Here is a 17,628-nt window from a genome sequence, read left to right as displayed (position 1 = left end):
CGCCGGGCCGGCCGTTCGACACGGCGGCCGAGGTGCGCTGAGCCGCGCTTCGCCCTCCGCAATATTCTTCATACTTGTTGCGCCAACCGAAAAGAAAGCCGGTTGAAAGCCTGATTAGACGCGCCACTGTTACCACCCAGGAAACAATTTATCGTCAAAATCAGCGTTTACCCTCAACCCTCCGATGACTAAGATTTGATCAATCGCTTAAGACATGGTGTCGAGAGCGAACTCAATAAAACACCGGAGGTCATCATGAAATCGCTCGTTTCCGCAGTCGTTGCCGCTGCCGCCCTGTCCGCTTCGTTTGGCGCATTCGCTCAAAGCACCGTGACCCGCGCTCAAGTGCGCAACGAACTGGTTCAGCTCGAACAAGCCGGCTACAAGCCGGGCGTGTCGAGCCCGTACTACCCGAACGACATCCAGAGCGCCGAAGCGCGTGTTCATGGTGCCGACACCAGCGGCTACGGCGCGCAACCGGCTCCGGCCGTCCACTCGGGCGCCCCGGCTGCATCGTCGAACGCACGCGACTCGATCTTCTTCGGCCAGTAAGCCGATGCGCCCTCGGCGGGCGCCGCGCGTCGCGCGATGAAGCAGGAAAGTCCGAACGAGCCCCCTTGCGGGGCTCGTCCTATTTTATGAAACGCATACCTCCGCCGCCCGGCAACGGGTGGCTTCGCCCGGGCGCCTGGCGTCCGGGCGCTTTTTCGCATGCGCACCAAAATCGCTCGTCGGTTGAACGATCAATACTGCGCGTTCAGTTGGAAACCAAGCGTCAAGCGCACCGTGTCGAATCCCGACGGCTTATAGACCGGCGCGCCGACAAACAGGTCGTAGGCGTACATGCCGAAGCGTGTGCCGACACTACCCTTGATCCCGATTGCCGCGCCCGCCAACTGCGTCCCGACCAGCGCAACGGGTTGCGGGCCCCACACGCGACCGTAGTCGAGACCTGCATAGACCGCGTGCCCGGTCTGCCTGATCGGCGCCTGCAACTCGTTACGCCAGTAGAAGCCGCGGGCGGCGGACAGCATCGTCTCGCCATCGAAGCCGCGCACCGTGTAGCGGCTACCGATCGACAGGTTATCGATGTAGTACAGCGTGTTGCCGGTATGTTGACCGTGAACGGTCGTCACGTAGCGGAACGGCCGCCGCGCAATCGCGAACGGCACCGACAGGTTCGCGTCAAGGACAGCCATCTTGTAGCGATACGTCGGGCCGCCGTCCAGCGCGAGAATGTCGCCCTGTGCGCCGAACGCGCCGAGGCCCTGGCGGTAGGCGAGCGTGCCGTCGAACTGAGCGCCGCCGAAGTAGTGGCGATCGGTCAGGCCGATTTCGACGAACGTGTTGTTGCGGCGCTGCTGCGGGATCTCGGTGTCTTCGATGAAGCTTCGACCAAAACGACGCGACAGGCGGATTTGCGTACCGAGTACGTCGTTCTGGCTGCGTGCGAGTACGCGGTGCAGCTTTACGTCGACCGTCTTCGAGTTGCCGCTTGCGACGAACGTCTGGTTCACGCCTGCGATCTGTTGATAGTAGGTGTTCGTGTAGGCGGAGAGCGTCGCCGTCCAGAAGCCCCACGGAATCGAATAGAAGCCGTTCCAGCCGTGCGAGCCGAGGCCCTTGTCGCCGAGTTCGAGATCCTGGCTCACGCCGATGTTGAAGATGTCGTTGAGCCCCAGCGGGTTGTCGATGCCGAGCGACAGGTTGCCCTGCAGCCTGCCGGTCGCGCGCGTGCCCGAGTTGTCGACCGACGCGACCACCGCCCACGGCTTGCCGCGCTTCACGTCGAGCACGACATCGCTTTCGCCGGGCGTGTCGGCAGGAACGATCTGCATCGAGACGTCCTGGCTCGACACGCGTTTCATCTGTTCGAGGCCCTGTTCGAGATCACGAAGGCTCAGGAGGTCGCCGTCGCGGGTCGGGAAGGCGGTTTTCCACGTGCCGCGCAGTGTGTCGTCGGCGAAACGCACGTGACGGATCACGCCGGGGATCAGTGCAAGCGTCAGCGTGCCGGATGACAGATCCTGTTCCGTCAGCAGCACACGCGTCGTGACGTAGCCGCGCGACAGGATGATTTGCGACAGGCTTTTGACGAGCGTATCGACGCCTTGTTTTCCAATGCAGGCGCCGGTGTAGTGATCGAGCCAATCGCGTGCGAACGCGAAATGGTCCTGGGGGAGTGCCGATGCGGCTTGGGACTTCACTGCGTCAGGCAGTGCTTCTGGAACTTTGAGCACGTAACGGTCGATGCAGAAGCAAGGCAATTCCTCCGGTAGCACCGGGTGAGCCTCAATGACATGCATGTCTGAGCGCACCGTCGGTGTATGGACGGCGGCCTCGCGTTGTTGCGCCTCGCGTTGCTGTTGCAACTGCTGTATCTGTTCCGCGTTTGCGCGTGCGGCCGCCTCCGCGTCAGTTGCTGTCGGTTTTTGCTGCTGTGCAATCGCTGCATGCGAGGCAAAGGCGAGTGGCAACACCACAAGTGGAAAAATGTTCCTCATTTTGGATTTCTTTTACATACTTTTTATACCGAGCGTTTTAATTAACCCTCAGTCGAATGAAATTTTGAAATAATATTTGCAACATGACATTGCTTCGACAGCCATAGCCAGCCATTCTTCCAGTGCCCAAAATCCACCTTGACCGAGAGATCAATTTCTTAAATAGATACCCAAAAATATCAGTATCGCAGTGAACACAATCGCCCCAAACAAGACAAGCCAACTCTTTCTATTGAAAGGCGCGACGGTCGAACCACCGACACACTCAATCAGCGTTTGCAATATTATTGAAATGGAAACGAAAACACACCTCACGCCACTCACGACAAACCCGACCACGCCAAACGCAAAACGAGTCAATTTATTTTGACGATACGAGCTTACCCTCGGTCGCTTAAATTCCGACCTACGATTAAATACCATTACGCAGCACTCCATCATTCCAAACTCCGCGCCAGAGTGAGGCAAAAACTGGATTTTCATTGAAATCCGATTCCGGAATCAGTCACTATCCGTTCAATCAACGCACCAAGCGCATCAGATTATCAACCTTCCAAAATCGGAGCGCCCGTAATCCGAATCTGTCCTTGATCTACTCTAACGTGCACCTACCGCCGCACCTTTCAGCCAGTTGTTTCGCGAGCGTCCTTTCGATCACTTCTTAAGCCATCCTTTTCAGGAACGCAGCCGTGATGAGCAGCGGTTCGAAGCCAAGCGACATGCGTGGCGCCAGCGACGTGCGAAACCTGTATAAGTAACGAACCCAGCACACACCGGGCTCGTCACTTTCTACTTCGTTTGATCTTCCTCGTCGTCCTTCTGCTTGTAGCTCTCGCGCGCCTTCTTGTAGCTGTTGTCAAAGGGCTTAATGTGCAGCAAATGTGCTCTACTCGCATACCCACCAATAGCAGCGACTCCTAACCCAAACAGCAGCAGTAAGCCGCCAAATGGTGCAGGCGGTACGTATTTGTAAGCGACCAACATAATTAGAAGACCAACAATTAGCACGCAAGTTCGCGCCCATCGCGCCAAATTCCCATCCTCAATGAACCGGATTTTCATTGCCCACCACTCCAATAATTAACGAATTCAGCCCAGTATTTGTTCAGGGAATTCTGCACCTGCTTACCCACGTTGCTATTGTTGAACGTGTTCGCAGTCTCGTTCATCGCTGGCGCAAGGCCCGGAAGTCGATCGGATAAGTTTCCAGCGATCAAACCAGTGACGCCAGATACGGCATATTGACCCACATCGGGTTTTGCAATCTGCGCTATCGCATCGGCTGTAATACCCGCAACAGCAGACAGATAGGATGCCGTGGACAGCCCCGGCGCGTAAGGCGACGGGATGGACGCCCCAGCCGCCGTGATGGCCCCAAACCGCCACGCCGCCGTCGAAACACCCCCCGCCACATTGGCCACCGTCCCCCGAATATCCGTCGGGACCGGTGTTGGCACATACGCATATGCACTTGGTATCTGCCCCGGCCTGGCCGAGTTGTAATTCGCCATGATGAACTCTTGCAACGCCGGATTCGCCTGCGGTAGCACTTGGATAACCAGCGGATTCCCATTTGCGTTGGTCAGGCCCGTATCGATCCAACTCACGCCCGGATCTGTCGAGGTACGCCCGTTCAGTTCCTCGGCCACACCCGGCGCCACCGATCCCCCAGCCACATAGACCACGCCCATAAGCCGCATCTGCTCCTCGATCTGCTCAGGGGTATATGTGCCCTTGCTCTTCCCGGCCAACTGCTTCGCCAGCGTCCTTTCGTCCGGATGGAGCTGTCGATTAAACCGATCAACGTTGTACCCCGAGAACGCCCCCGCCTCACCGCCGACAACCCCACCCGCCCCCGTCGCGATCACATTCGCCACGATATTGCCCAGCGCCTGATTCATTTTGGCGTTACCGGTCGGATCGCTCCCCGCAATCGCGCTACTCAGGTCGTTCAGCTTGCCTGCTGCGATCGACGCAATCGCTGCACCCGCAGCACCGCCGACTGCATTCCCACCCGCCAGCCCCGTCACCAGCGCTGCACCCGCGCCTTGCATTAGCGCGCGGTTCGCGCCGCCTTCCTTCCATGCGTCGACGCCTGCCTGATCGCCATTCTCCGTAGCTTCCTTCTTCATCCGGTCAGCAAAATCGCCGATCCGACGCGATACCGCCTCACCTGCCGCACTGGCCGCCGACATCATCTCCGCCTGCTTGCTCAGCAGGTTCTGCATGTCCGGCAGCCTGGCTACCGTGCCATTCGTATCGGTCGTATCGCGGTTCAGGCTCGCCACATCCTGCTTCTGGTTCGCCGAATCCGTAATCGTGACGGCCCCTGCGCTCACACCGCTTTTCGTCGTCGCGCTATCGCTGCCGCTCTCGTGCTGACCGAGCATGGGTGACGCGCCGCCCATGTTCTTACCCGACCCGCTGCCGTGCGTGCTGTAGTTCATCCCGCCATCGCCCGTGGTCGCGCCCGCGCTGAACCCGCTCGACTTCGCGTCGTAGCTCGACTGGTTCTGAACTTCCGAGAAAGACAACGATCCGGTCGTCAGCGAATTCTTCGACGCATCCGCGTCACTCGCGATCACCGCGCCCTTCAGGTCGGTATTGCCCTTGACGTTGAGATTGAAGCCGCCATCACCCGCCTGAATCCCGGCCTGCTCGGCGACGCCCACATAGCTGCCCGTCGCGTTGCCCTTGCTCTGGCTAAAGTTCGCACTGGCGCCACCCTGACTGACACTGAAGCCGCCACCCGAACTCGACTGATGCGCCGCGCTCGACAACGTGTCCTGCACGCTTGCGATGTTCAGGTTCCCGCCCACGTCGGCATTCACCTGATTCCCGCTCACGTTCGAGCCGACGATGTTCGTATCGCCACCCGAGATGATCGTGACCGTGTTCGCCGCATTCACGTGGCTGTTGTTCTGCGTGGCCAGATCGCTGTTGCCGTCGCCATTGGCCTTCGACATCGCCGCCGACACGCCAAAGCCGCCCGTGCCCACCGACACGCCCACACTCGCGCTCTTCGATTCGTTCGTGCTGCGCGTCGCATCGGTATCCGTCGTATTGACGATATTGACCTGGTTCTTCGCGGCCAGGATCACATCGTTCGCGTTCACGTCAGAACCGGCGATCGTCACATTGCCGCTCCCCGGCTGCCCGTTGCCGGTCGCGGCAAACGCCACAGTCCCGCCCGCGTTCACGCTCGAGCCGCGATTCGTCACCCTGTCTTCGCTGAAGGCACTCTTGCTGTGACTGCTGCCGATACTGGCCTCCACCTTGAACTGCGGCGTCTCGCCCGCTCCCAATGCCCTGACCAGATCGCCGGCAGCCATGTTCGCGTCCCACGCCGCACTCGCCGCAGCCATCCCGTGCAATGCCGCCGCGCGGCCATCCTGGCCCTGGCTCGCCGCACGCGACTGGCCGACCGCGTTCGACACCGCATCGATCACCGGCGCCTTCAACGCCAGCGTCAGCCCGCTCTTCGAAATTTCCTGCGTCTGCGCACGATGGCCGAAGTCCTGTGCCGCGTCGATCGTCACGTTCGCACCGGTGCCGCTGATGTTCTGTGCCGCAATCAGGTCACTGCCCGTCACGTGCAGATCGTTCCCGGCTGTGATTTTCAGGCTGCCGTTCAATGAGCCGATCATGCTGGCGTTGTTCAACACGTCGCTCGTCTGGCTGGTCGTCTTGAGCGAACTGCTGCCGACCGACACCGACAGCCCGCCGCCCGACATCAGCCCCGTTTCCTTCTTCTGGTAGTAGCTCGACGACGTCAAGGTATCCTGCGACGCCGTGATCGTCACGTTGCGCACCGCGCCGAGCGCAACATCGTTCGTGCCGACGACCGTGCTGCCCTGGACGATCAGATCCCGGCCAGCTGCGATCGTCACGCCATCCGCCGACACCAGGCTGCCCTGGTTCAGCGTCATCGTCTGGTCGATCCCGCTCGCGACCTTCGTTCCGCTCACCACGCCGCTTCGGCTGTGCGTTTCATGCGCATTCAGTTCGTGCGTCTCGGTTGCCGCGCCGATGTTCACGTCGCCGGCTGCGGCCAGCGAGGCATTGCCCTTGTCCAGGCTGATCGCGCTGCCGATCACGTTCAGGTCCTTGCCTGCGACGATCGCCACGTTGTCGCCACCCGTCAGCGTCGTGCCCGTCAGCGCTTGATCCGACGAGTGGTAGGTTTCCGCGTAGCTGCGGTTCCCTTCGTTGCCCGAGCTGCTGCTGTTCACGGTCGACGTCGCGCTCGCCGCGCCCAGCGTCACGGTGCCGCCGGCCACGATTGCGCCGCCGCCACCAAGCTCGATTTGCGCCCCCTTTGCGGTCACGTCTCCACCTACCGCGATCGCTGACTTGCCGCCAACCTTGACCGAGCTGCCCACCGACCGATTGATATCCGTATCGGATACGCCATTCGCCCGCTCGACCACCTTGCGCTCGCCGACTTGCTGCGCGCCGAGTGTCCAGTCGCCGCCAACCCGCATCCCTAGATCGCCATCGACACTCAGCCTCCCAGCGTTCTGCTGGAAGTTGCCACCCGTCGCGATCGCCGCGTTGCCCGCGACATCGATGCTCGCCTGTGGTCCGAGCGTCGTCGAGACCCGCGTTGCGCCATCGGCGTTCGTCTGATGCCGTGCCTGCGTCGCGGTATCGAGGATCAGATCGCCGCCGGCCGCCAGCGCCAGACCGCCTGCCTTCACGCTCGCCGAGGTCAGGTCGATCGTACCGGTCGTCGCGAGTGTCATCCGGCCGCCGCTTTGCAGTGCGCCGAAGCGATTGTCGATGCTTTGACCATCGATCGACAGGCTGTCCGTCGCTCGGATCGTGCCGCCGTTCGAAAACGACTGCACGTCCCTCAGGTCGATGTTCCCCGCCGCGATCAGCGGACCACCGCTCATGTCCGGCTGGCTTGCCTGCGCCAGATACACGACCGGCACCAGCACCGCCTGCCCGTCGACGACGCGCTTCTCCATCAGCACCACGTTGCCCTGTAACTGCGCGACCTGCTCGGCCGACAGCCCCATCCCCAGCGGCAGGTTGAGCGATTTCGACAGTTCCGCCCCGGACGACAGCAGCGCCTGATACATCGATTCGATGTCCGTGTACGGTCCGAGTACAGTCTTGCCCGTCAGGGACGTGAGTTGGTTGCGCACCAGCCATTGCTCGTAGAACCCGTCTCCCAGGCGCTTTTCCGTCTGGTCCGGGTTCAGCCCGAGTTGCCGCAGGTAGTAGTCGCTCGACATGAACGACCGCGTGCTCGTGAATGCCGGATTCGACTCGATCAGGTAGTTCGCATCTGACGCCGGGTGCGGGTGGAACAAGCCGCCCTGCGGAATGGTCAGGTTCTTCAGCACATCGACCGCAGTCGCGCTGGCGATCACCCGGTCGATGCCGCCGCCGACATCGACGCCGGGCGGCAAGCCGATCGACGGAATCCCCGCGTTTCCGGCCGGGTTGTCGACACTCACGCCCGTACCGCTCAGCGTGCCGTTCGCGACAATGCTCGATTCGTAGCTCGGCAGCGCATACTCGCGCACGTCCGATGGCCCGTTGCAGCCGGGCGCGTCGCAGAACGAATAGCTCCAGATCCTGCCTTTGTAGGTGCGGTACCAGTACTGGCCGGTGTATGTGACCTTGATCTGCGGCGCAAGCTGTCCCTTCCAGCTATCCTGATCGAGCATGCCGGGCATGGCGATGTCGCCGGCCGCCGTCACGCGGCTCCAGTAATTCTGGAGGGTGTCGACCGACGAGGCATCCAGATTGCCGCCGGCCACGATCTGCGCCGCCGGACTGATCTTGGAGACGAGGTTTGCCAGCAGCGTACCCGTGTAGGTCGTGTACAGGTAGTCGCTATTGTCCTTGCCGCCGTGCGGCGGCTCGATATACACACCGCCAATGTTCGCCGGATCCTTCACGTTGACTTCGCCGACCCGCCCGCTCAGGCTGATGCCGAGGGTTTCCAGCAGCGCGGCATCCACTTGCGAGGTCCACGCCGTCTGCATCTCGCGCCGGGTGTTCGTCACGAGATCCGCATGCAGTGCCATGTCGCCGTCGGACTGGATCAGCCCCGACTGGTTCAGGATGCGTGCCGCCTTCGTGTATCGGCCAGCCGCGTCCTTGCCCCCCGCCAGCACCACGCGGCCCAGGCCGTAGATCGCGGTCAGCGCCGGGGTGTCGGTTGCCGTCGTGTCGTCGCGATTCTCGATGGTCTGCGCGAGCAGTTCGAGCATGCCGTTGCCGTCCGACGCACCGATCAACGCGGTCGGACCAACGTTCGTCAACGAGAATGCGGCCGCCAGCGACACGCTGCCGCCCACCATCGCCCCAGTGTTGGTCAGCGTGTCCGAGTTCGTGCGCAGCCAGTTGCCGGCGTTGATCGCGCCTCTGTTCACCACGGTACCGGCGTCGATGGTCAGATCGCCGACGGCAAGCAGTTCGCCGACGTTGCTGAACGTGCCTGGCAGCGTGAACGCCAGGTTACGGCCGACGTTGAACCGATAGGTCGGCGCGTTCGTAAAGTCACCCTGCAGATTCAGCGTCAGGTCATTCGCCGCGCTGTACGCACCACCGCCGTAGAGCGTGCTCGCGCTCACCGAAAGATTGCGCGTCGCACCGAATTGGCCACCCGCGTTGGACACCGCGCCCGTCATCACGATGCCGATGTCGCCGTCGGCGCCGGTAATCCGGCCGCCGTCGTTGTTCAGGCTATCCGCCCGAAGCTGTACATTCGCGCCACTCAACTGGCCGCCTTGCGCGTTGATCACTGAACCAGCATCGAGCGTCACGTCGCCGCCGGCCACAAGCGAGCCGCCCGTGTTGTTCAGTTCGCCGCCGATTCGGGCCGAGACCGAACCAAGCGCGGCGAGCGTGCCACCGATGTTGTCGAAGGCACCCGCCGACAACGCGACCGTCCCGCGGCTCACGATTGAACCGCCCGCGTTCGCCAGCAGCCCCGAACCGAGGCCCGGCATCAGGATCAACGCGCCCGTGCCGGCGTGGATCATTGTGCCGCTCGCGTTGTTCAGCATCGACGGTGCCAGCGTCAAATTCACGCCGTTGGTCTGGATCGTGCCATTCGCGTTGTCGAACGTGCCGCTAACATTGAGCACCGTATCCTGACCGCCATACTGCGTGAGCATGCCGCGCGTATTCTGCAGATCCGTGGCCGTCACGTGCAGCCGGTCCGCCGTTATCGCACCATCGCCGTTGTCGAGCCGGATAGTCGTGACCTGCAGCGCGTGCTGTGCCGTCAGGCTGCCTCGGTTGACGACGGCGCCGGCGTGCACCGACAGGTCTCCGTTACCGCCAATCACACCACCTTGCGCGCCGGTCGCCGTCGTGCCGCCAGCGTTTGTCAGTTGGCCAGTCGTCGACAGCGACATACCGTCCGCATTCAGCGACACGATCCGGCCCGCCGTGTTGTCGAGCGAAGTGCCCGTCACTGACAAAACGCCGCCGCTTTGCATCGTGCCGGCGTTGTTCGCGATCTCGCCCGCGTTCAGCGTCAGTGCGCCGTCGGTGACGAGCGTGCCGCCCTGGTTCGCGACTTCTGCCGATGTGTTGATTGCGAGTGGCCCGACTGCCGAGATCTGTCCGCCCCGATTCGACAGACTGCCGACCTGAATCGTCGTGCCGGTCCGGCTCGACAGCGTGCCGCGATCGTTGCGCAGCGTGCCTGATGCACGCACGTCGATCGCGCGTTGCGCGCTGGTCGTCGCGTTGACCAGTTTGAGGTCGCCCGCCTGTGCACGCAGCAAAACGTCTGCGTTCGCGGCTGTCTTCGAGCCCGACAGATCGACACCGCTGCCCGTCAGCGCAAGGTTACCGCCCGCGACGTTCTGGCCCGTCGCTGTCAACTGACCGGTTGCCGCGACGGTCAGGTCTCCGCTACCGCCAACCGCGCCATCCGCCTTCACGCCTGCGCCCAGCGAGCCCGTCGATGCGATGTTGCCAGCAGCGATGTTCAGGTTCTGGAGCGCCGCTAGCGCGCCGCTGTTCGCCAGCGTACCCGCGGTCGATACCGAGACGTGCTGCTCACCATAGGTCGTGCCGCTGTTCTCGATGCCGTCCTGAGCAGCAATCGTGAGATTGCCGGCCGCGTTCGTCTTGCCGACCAGCACGAGACGCCCATTCGATTGCAGCGTCAGGTCGCCCGACTGCGCGGCAATCGTCCCCGCGTTGGCCACGCCCACGCCATGTTCGTTCGAGACCAGCAGGATTCGGTCGGCATACATGCCGCCCAGTTGACTGACGTCGATCGCCACGCTCGGTGCTGCACCTTCGCCTTGAGTCAGCGTGGCCGCGAGCGTATTGCGATCAACCTGATTGGCACCGCCGACTACGTTCAGGTCCTTCGCATAAATCGCCGCATTGACCTGCACGGCACGGGAGATCAGGTCCACCTGATCAACGTTCGAGGCATTCAGACCCGCACCCTGGACCGTGATCAGTCCACGGTCGACGTGATAGCCTGCCAGCGAACCATCTGCACCGTAGTACGGCTGGCCGGTCGTCAACGTGGCGCGACTGGTATTGATGAAACCGCCGCCATCGACCACGATGCCGGTCGGGTTCGCCAACACGACTTCCGCACGGTTGCCGGCGACCTCCACATAGCCTCGAATCTGGCTCGCGGACGTGCTGTTGACCTGGTTGACGATGATGCGAGCAGACTGGCCGGAACCGAAGTTCGGGTTGCCGTTGATCATCCCCGCCTGCTGGGTCTGGACCATCGTCGGCGAGTTATTCAGGATCGCGCCGCTCTTCTGAACATCGAACTGGTTGTACGTATTCACCGACACGCCTGCGCCAGACGGCTTCGCGATGTTGACTTGCGGCAATCCGCTCGGCGTCTGGATCACGTGCGTCGGTATGCCGGGCGTTGGTGCGATCTGCGCGTGGATGATCGCTGGCGCCGCGCCGAACATCGCGGCCATCGTCGTCACGACGGCGCCGCGCGACACGCCGCGCCGTTGCGAATGCGTCTCGCCACCGGCCGATTTCCCCGCAGTGGTAGCCGTTTCCCCTACAGCCACCACCATCTCCCGGAGCCTGGAATACACCAAGCGGTAGGTCTTTCCGTTCATCGTTATTTTGCTGGTACTTTGCAGATCGATGAACCATATTCGAAACAATTTCGAGAAACGGATGGCGTTTCATAAATACTACGAAGCAATAAAAATCTGACACGTCCGATTGACGCGTGTTGCGTGTTGATCGTGTGCGAAGGTGAATGGCATCGACGATTCGCCCGCGTGGCATTGGCGTCGGCGAAAATGAAAAAGCCGACCCACCGGGTCGGCTGTTATGTTTCAGCAACTGTCTCTTTGCAATAACCGATCCGCCTATCCGGCCACGGCAGCTGCCGAACGCGACAACACACGCCACCGCGACAACAGTTCGTCGCGATCGACATAGCAGCCCTGCAGGTGCCGGCGGCCGGTAGACGGATCGAACTCGGTGCGCGCATGCAGCACGCGCCGGTTGTCGAACGCCCACATGTCGCCCGCCCGCAGCCGGCGCTGCACGCGAAAGCGCGGCTCGCGCGCCAGCGCGAGGAACCGCCGGTACGCACGATAGACGGCCGCGACCGAGCCGGCCGGCGCATCGAGCGGCCCGCGCAGGAAGTTCGCGACGCGCACCTCGGTGACGTTGCCGCGTGCATCGAGTCCGATCACCGGCGCCGAGCAGCGATAGTCGCTGTTCGCACTCTTGTTCCAGAACTCGAACGGTGTCGACGCGAGTTGTTCAAAATCGGCCGGATGCTCGCGCCGCAGCGCATCCGCCAGCGCGAAGCCGTCGAGGAACACACTGTCGCCGCCGGTCGCGTCGTTCGCGAGGCAATGCAGGAACTGCACGCCCGGCTGCAACTCGCGGGTCGGCAGATCGGTATGCGGCGGCAGGTTCAGCGACGTATACGCATTGCTGTCCGGGCGCGGCTTCGATTCGACGTCGAACAGCACGCCGAAATTGCTTTCGCGGATCAGGCCGATGCGGCGCGCGATCTCGTCGACACGACCGCGCTCGGCCGGCACGCCTTCGACGAGCGTCAGCCCCGTGCGCTGCAACGCGGCGAGCCACGCGAGCAACGCGTGGTCGTCCTCCATCACGTCGCGCCACGCAAACACGCCGATGGCCGTCGCGTCGTCGCCGGCCCACACGTGCCGCCCGTGCGCGGCCTGGCGCTCCGCGCGCGACGCATCGTCGTACGCATGCGCGCGCAGCCAGCCCGGCGACCACGCGCTGCGATGTCCGTCGTTCCACTCGACATGCAGCGCGCCATCGGCTTCGACGTGCACCGTGAGCGCGGAGAGATCCTCGCGCGCATCGGCGATCTCGAACACCTGTTCACGCGTGACGGCATGCACGCAGGCTGAACACGCGCAGTTGTCGCGTAGCCAGTCGAAATGAAACGGCGATCGTCGCGTGTCGCTCCATTCGACGTCCACCGCGCCATCGCCAATCGTCGCGGCCGCAATGGCCACCTCGGCCGAAAACGTCCGCCAGTCCTCGATACGGTGTTGCACTGCCTGCATCGTTGCCTCCCGGAAACGCCCGCTACGCGTGTGGTGCGAGCAGAAACCCGCCGACCGTCCGGTGCATCCGTGCCGCCTGCGGACTCGTTCCGAGCGCGCGCCAGCAGCCGTGCACCAGCCCCTCTCCCATCCAGTAGTGCGCGGCACCGCCGGCCGCGCGAATCCGTTCGACGTACACGCGCGCATCGTCGCGCAGCGGATCGTGTTCCGCGCCGATCGCAAGCACGGGCGGCAGGCCGTCGAAACGCGAAGCCGCGAGCGGCACCGACGCGCGCAGCAGTGGGTTGCCGTCTCCCAGCGCATCGAGCAAGCCGCCTTCCCAATACAGCGCGCGATAGCGATGGACGTCGTCGAGCGTCAGCATCGGCGCGTACGCTTCCGTTTCGCGCGCGGGCGATTGCGGTTCGAACCCGAGCATCGGATAGACGAGCGCGATGCCGTCGACACCGCCTTCGCCCGCATCGCGCAACGCGGTGGCCACGGCCGCCGCGAGCATGCCGCCCGCGCTGTCGCCCGCGAGCGTCAGCGGATGCACGCACGGCCCGAACGGCCAGCGTGCGTCGCGCGCGGCGCGCGTGACATCCAGGCAATCCTCAAGCGCGGCCGGCGCACGATGCTCGGGCGCCAGCCGGTAGTCGACCGCGATCACGTCGAGCCCCGTATCGGCCGCCAGTTGCGCGGTGATCAGCGAGTGACTGTCGAGCGAGCCGACAACGAAGCCGCCGCCATGAAAGAACAGCACCGTGCCGCGCGGCGTGCCGTGTGCAGACGTATAGCGCCGCAACGCGATCGCGCGGCCGTCGGGTGCATGCCAGACGGCGTCCTGCTGCACGATGCCGGCCGGCAGCGCGGCCGGCGTCCATTCGGCCGCGAAGCGGTCGTACAGGCGGCGCTGCTCGCCGGGCGAGCGTGCCGCCGCGTCGGCCGGATACCACGCGTCGACGGCTGCAACGAACGTCGCGATTTCCGGTTCGAGCATCGTGTGCGCTCCGCGGTTGAAGGTTCGCGCCGGCTATCGGCGCGGCGGCAGCCCGATCACGCGGCCCGCATACGCGGGTGCCGCGCAATCGCGCTGCAATGCATGCAGCTCGGCCACGCGTGCGGCCACGTCGTCGTCGAACGGCGCCGACTTCGCGCCGTCGCGCGTATCGACGTGCAGCAGCATCTGCTCACTCGCCGATACCGCATCGTCATGCCCGTCAGCGAACAGCTCGAGATACAGGTGCAGCCGCTTCGCGTCATGCGCGAGCACGCGCGCGTCGACGCGCACCCGCGTGCCCTCCTTGATCTCGTGCAGGTAGTTCACGTGCGCTTCGAGCGTGTAGACCGAGCGGCCCCGCTCGCGACGCGCGGTGTCGTCCAGGCCGATGCGATCCAGCAGCGCATCGGTCGCGAAGCTGAAGATCAGCAGGTAGAACGCATCGCGCAGGTGGCCGTTGTAGTCGACCCATTCGGGCCGCACCACGTCGCGGTAAATCGTCAGCGGGGTATCGCCGGTCATCGTCTCTCGTCCTCAGTCTTCGAATCGCATCCCGTGCCGCGCCTTCACCGCGGCGATCGACTTCAGCACCTCGGTGATGCACTCATCGCGATAGCGCTCGAGTTCCTTGATGCTGCGCGTGCCCTGCTGTTCGGTCGTGCCTTCGACGACGCTGTCGATCAGCGCATCGGTCAGCGTGGGCGCGACCAGCTTCGTCCACGGCAGTTCGAGCGCGGGGCCGAACTGCTGCATGAAGTGTCGCATGCCCGCGTCGCCGCCCGCGAGCGTGTAGGTCAGGAACGTACCCATGAACGACCAGCGGATGCCCGCGCCGAAGCGGATCGCGTCGTCGATCTCGCCGGTCGTCGCGACGCCTTCGTTGACGAGGTGCAGCGCCTCGCGCCACAACGCTTCGAGCAGGCGGTCCGCGATGAAGCCCGGCACTTCCTTGCGCACGTGCAGCGGCCGCATGCCGAGCTTGCGATAGATCTCCATCGCGCCTTCGACCGCTTCCGGCGACGTGCGCGCGCCGCCGAGCACTTCGACGAGCGGCAGCAGGTAGACGGGATTGAACGGATGGCCGACCACGCAGCGCTCCGGATGCGTCGCCCGCGCGTAGAAATCCGTCGGCAGCAGGCCCGACGTCGACGACGCGATGATCGCATCGGGCTTCGCCGCGCGGCTGATCTGCTCGTGCAGTTCGAGCTTCAGCGCCTCGCGCTCGGGCGCGCTTTCCTGGATGAAATCCGCATCGGCGACGCATTCCTCGATCGTCGATACGAAACGCAGCCGCGCGGGATCGGCGCCCGGCGCGAGGCCGACGCGTTCGAGTGCGGGCCACGCGTTCGCGACGTTCGCACGCAGCCGCTCTTCCGCGCCCGGCGCGGGGTCCCAGACGACCACGTCGAGACCGTGCGCGAGCGCGCGGGAAATCCATCCGCTGCCGATCACGCCGGTGCCGATGGCGGCGAACGTCTTGATGTCGGTCTTCACAGCCATGTCAACGCATCCTTCAAATCAGGGGAAATCGGTGGGCGGCCGCGCCTGTGCATGCCGCCGCGTCATATCAATCAGTCAGTCAGCGATACCGTTCACGCGAACTCGGCGACCGCACGGCGTTCGAGCAGACGCTCGCCGCGTGCGGGCAAGCCGAGCTTGCGGCGGCCTTCGGCCGGCGTCAGCACACGGGCGCCCAGCCGTTCGATGATCTCTCTCGCGCGCTCGACGAGCGTGCCGTTGGTCGCATGCACGCCGCGATCGAGCCAGATGTTGTCTTCGAGGCCGACGCGCACGTGGCCGCCGAGCAGCATCGCCTGCGCGACCATCGGCATCTGCATGCGGCCGATCCCGAAGCCGGCCCAGTGCGCGCCCGGCGGCAGGTTGTCGACCATCGCCTTCATCGTGCCCGTATCGGCCGGTGCGCCCCACGGAATGCCGAGGCACAGCTGGAACAGCGGCGGATCGTCGAGCAGCCCTTCCTTCAACAGTTGCTTCGCGAACCACAGATGGCCCGTGTCGAAGATCTCCAGCTCCGGCTTCACGCCGAGTTCCTGGATGCGCTTCGCACCGGCGCGCAACTGCGCGGGCGTGGATACGTAGATGTAGTCGCCGTCGCCGAAATTCAGCGTGCCGCAGTCGAGCGTGCAGATTTCGGGCAGCAGTTCCTCGACGTGCGCGAGACGCGTGAGGCCGCCAACGAGATCGGTGCCCTTGCCGAAACGCATCGGGTCCTCGCCCGGGCCGATCTCGAGATCGCCGCCCATGCCGGCCGTCAGGTTGATGATCACGTCGACGTCGGCCGAGCGGATGCGGTCGACCACTTCGCGGTACAGGTTCGGGTCGCGGCTGCCGCGCCCCGTGTGCGGATCGCGCACGTGGCAGTGCGCCACCGTCGCCCCGGCCTTCGCGGCCTCGATCGCGGCGGCCGCGATCTCCTTCGGCGTGACCGGAATCGCCGGATGCTTGCCGACCGTATCGCCCGCGCCGGTGACGGCGCAGGTGATGATGACTTCATGGTTCATGCTGGTTGCCTCACTTGAATCGGGTTGTGTCGCAATGCGGGTGTTTCGTCGGGGCGCGCCAGGTGATGCGCGCAAGCCGTCACAGGCCGAGATACGCCTTCACAGCCGGCAGCCCGTCCTTGCCGTCGAACGTCTTGACGCCCGCGAGCCACGGATCGAGCACCTGCGGGTTCTTCTTCAGGTACGCCTTCGCGGCGTCGGCCGGCTTCGTCTTGTTCATCACCGACTGCATCAGCTGATTCTCGAGCTGGGTCGAGAAGCGCAGGTTCGTGACGAGCTTGCCCGCGTTCGGGCAGCGAGAAATGAAGTCGGGCGCGGTGAGCGTGTACACGCGCGCTTCGCCGTAGTTCGGCCCGAACGACGCATCGCCGCCGGAGAGGTAGTTCATGCTCAGCTGGATGTTCATCGGATGCGGTTCCCAGCCGAGGAAGACAACCCACTTCTTCTCGCGGATCGCGCGCTCGACCGTCACCAGCATCCCGGCCTCGCTCGATTCGACGAGCTTGAAGCCGCCGAGCCCGTACTGGTTCGTGTCGATCATCTTCTGGATCGTCGCGTTCGCGCTGCTGCCCGGCTCGATCCCGTAGATCTTGCCGTCGAGTTCCGCACGGTGCTTCGCGATGTCCTCGAAGGTCTTCAGGCCGGCCTGGTATTCATAGCTCGGCACCGCGAGCGTCGCCTTCGCGCCAGACAGGTTCGGCGGTTCGACGACGTTGATCGACTTGCTGTCGAGGAACGGCTGGAGCTGCTTCTGCTGCACGGGCCACCAGTAGCCGAGCGATACGTCGAGCTGCTTGCTCTTCAGGCCGGCGAACGAGATCGGCACCGACGCGATCGTCGTGGTCGGCTTGTAGCCAAGCGCCTCGAACACGGTCGACGCGAGCGCCGTGGTCGACGTGATGTCGGTCCAGCCGATATCCGCGAAACGCACGGTGCGGCAGGTCGCGGCTTCCGTTTCGGCAAGCGCCGTGTGCGTGAACGCGCCGGTCGCCAGCACGGCCGCGGCAAGCGCGGCGATCTTCGTCGACTTCATGGTTCGTTTCCTCCCGGTTTGACTCGCGGCAGCCGGTGCGCGGGGTGTGCCCGGC

Annotated in this window: 10 protein-coding genes; 1 reads left to right on the top strand and 9 read right to left on the bottom strand. The window is 63.9% G+C overall.

The window, feature by feature from the left end:
- Nucleotides 1-255: 255 nt before the first annotated feature.
- The gene (locus tag G3O06_RS14760) at nt 256-552 is read left to right on the top strand and encodes a DUF4148 domain-containing protein (RefSeq protein WP_039366237.1); all 297 of its coding nucleotides are present in this window, start codon (nt 256-258) and stop codon (nt 550-552) included.
- 191 nt (nt 553-743) lie between these two features.
- On the opposite strand, the gene G3O06_RS14755 is transcribed toward G3O06_RS14760, so the two are convergent.
- The 9 genes from G3O06_RS14755 to G3O06_RS14715 form a co-directional block, all read right to left on the bottom strand.
- Nucleotides 744-2,504, bottom strand: coding sequence for a ShlB/FhaC/HecB family hemolysin secretion/activation protein (locus tag G3O06_RS14755; protein WP_205816521.1), 1,761 nt, complete (start codon nt 2,502-2,504; stop codon nt 744-746).
- Nucleotides 2,505-3,293: 789 nt separating this feature from the next.
- Nucleotides 3,294-3,566, bottom strand: a complete 273-nt coding sequence (locus G3O06_RS14750; RefSeq protein WP_205816522.1) for a hypothetical protein — start codon at nt 3,564-3,566, stop codon at nt 3,294-3,296.
- Complete coding sequence (locus tag G3O06_RS14745; protein ID WP_205816520.1) at nt 3,563-11,590, bottom strand: hemagglutinin repeat-containing protein; 8,028 nt, start codon at nt 11,588-11,590, stop codon at nt 3,563-3,565. Before G3O06_RS14745 ends, G3O06_RS14750 begins: the two co-directional genes overlap by 4 nt.
- A gap of 258 nt (nt 11,591-11,848) precedes the next feature.
- Nucleotides 11,849-13,039, bottom strand: a complete 1,191-nt coding sequence (locus G3O06_RS14740; RefSeq protein WP_205816519.1) for a TauD/TfdA family dioxygenase — start codon at nt 13,037-13,039, stop codon at nt 11,849-11,851.
- 22 nt (nt 13,040-13,061) lie between these two features.
- On the bottom strand, nt 13,062-14,018 hold the full coding sequence (locus tag G3O06_RS14735; protein WP_205816518.1) for an alpha/beta hydrolase: 957 nt from the start codon (nt 14,016-14,018) through the stop codon (nt 13,062-13,064).
- A 33-nt stretch (nt 14,019-14,051) separates the two neighbouring features.
- On the bottom strand, nt 14,052-14,540 hold the full coding sequence (locus G3O06_RS14730) for a thioesterase family protein (protein ID WP_205816517.1): 489 nt from the start codon (nt 14,538-14,540) through the stop codon (nt 14,052-14,054).
- Nucleotides 14,541-14,552: 12 nt separating this feature from the next.
- Nucleotides 14,553-15,518, bottom strand: a complete 966-nt coding sequence (locus tag G3O06_RS14725) for an L-carnitine dehydrogenase (RefSeq protein WP_174970197.1) — start codon at nt 15,516-15,518, stop codon at nt 14,553-14,555.
- Between the two features lie 92 nt (nt 15,519-15,610).
- Nucleotides 15,611-16,540 (bottom strand): 3-keto-5-aminohexanoate cleavage protein, encoded by a 930-nt coding sequence (locus G3O06_RS14720; RefSeq protein ID WP_174981099.1) that lies wholly within the window; start codon nt 16,538-16,540, stop codon nt 15,611-15,613.
- Nucleotides 16,541-16,619: 79 nt separating this feature from the next.
- Nucleotides 16,620-17,573 (bottom strand): choline ABC transporter substrate-binding protein, encoded by a 954-nt coding sequence (locus G3O06_RS14715; protein WP_174998071.1) that lies wholly within the window; start codon nt 17,571-17,573, stop codon nt 16,620-16,622.
- Nucleotides 17,574-17,628: the final 55 nt, after the last annotated feature.

Origin of the sequence: Burkholderia sp. Ac-20345 (assembly GCF_017104825.1) — a bacterium.
GTDB lineage: Bacteria > Pseudomonadota > Gammaproteobacteria > Burkholderiales > Burkholderiaceae > Burkholderia > Burkholderia lata_B.
Note: the sequence above shows the minus strand (reverse complement) of the source record. Positions and strands in the feature narration are given on the sequence as shown.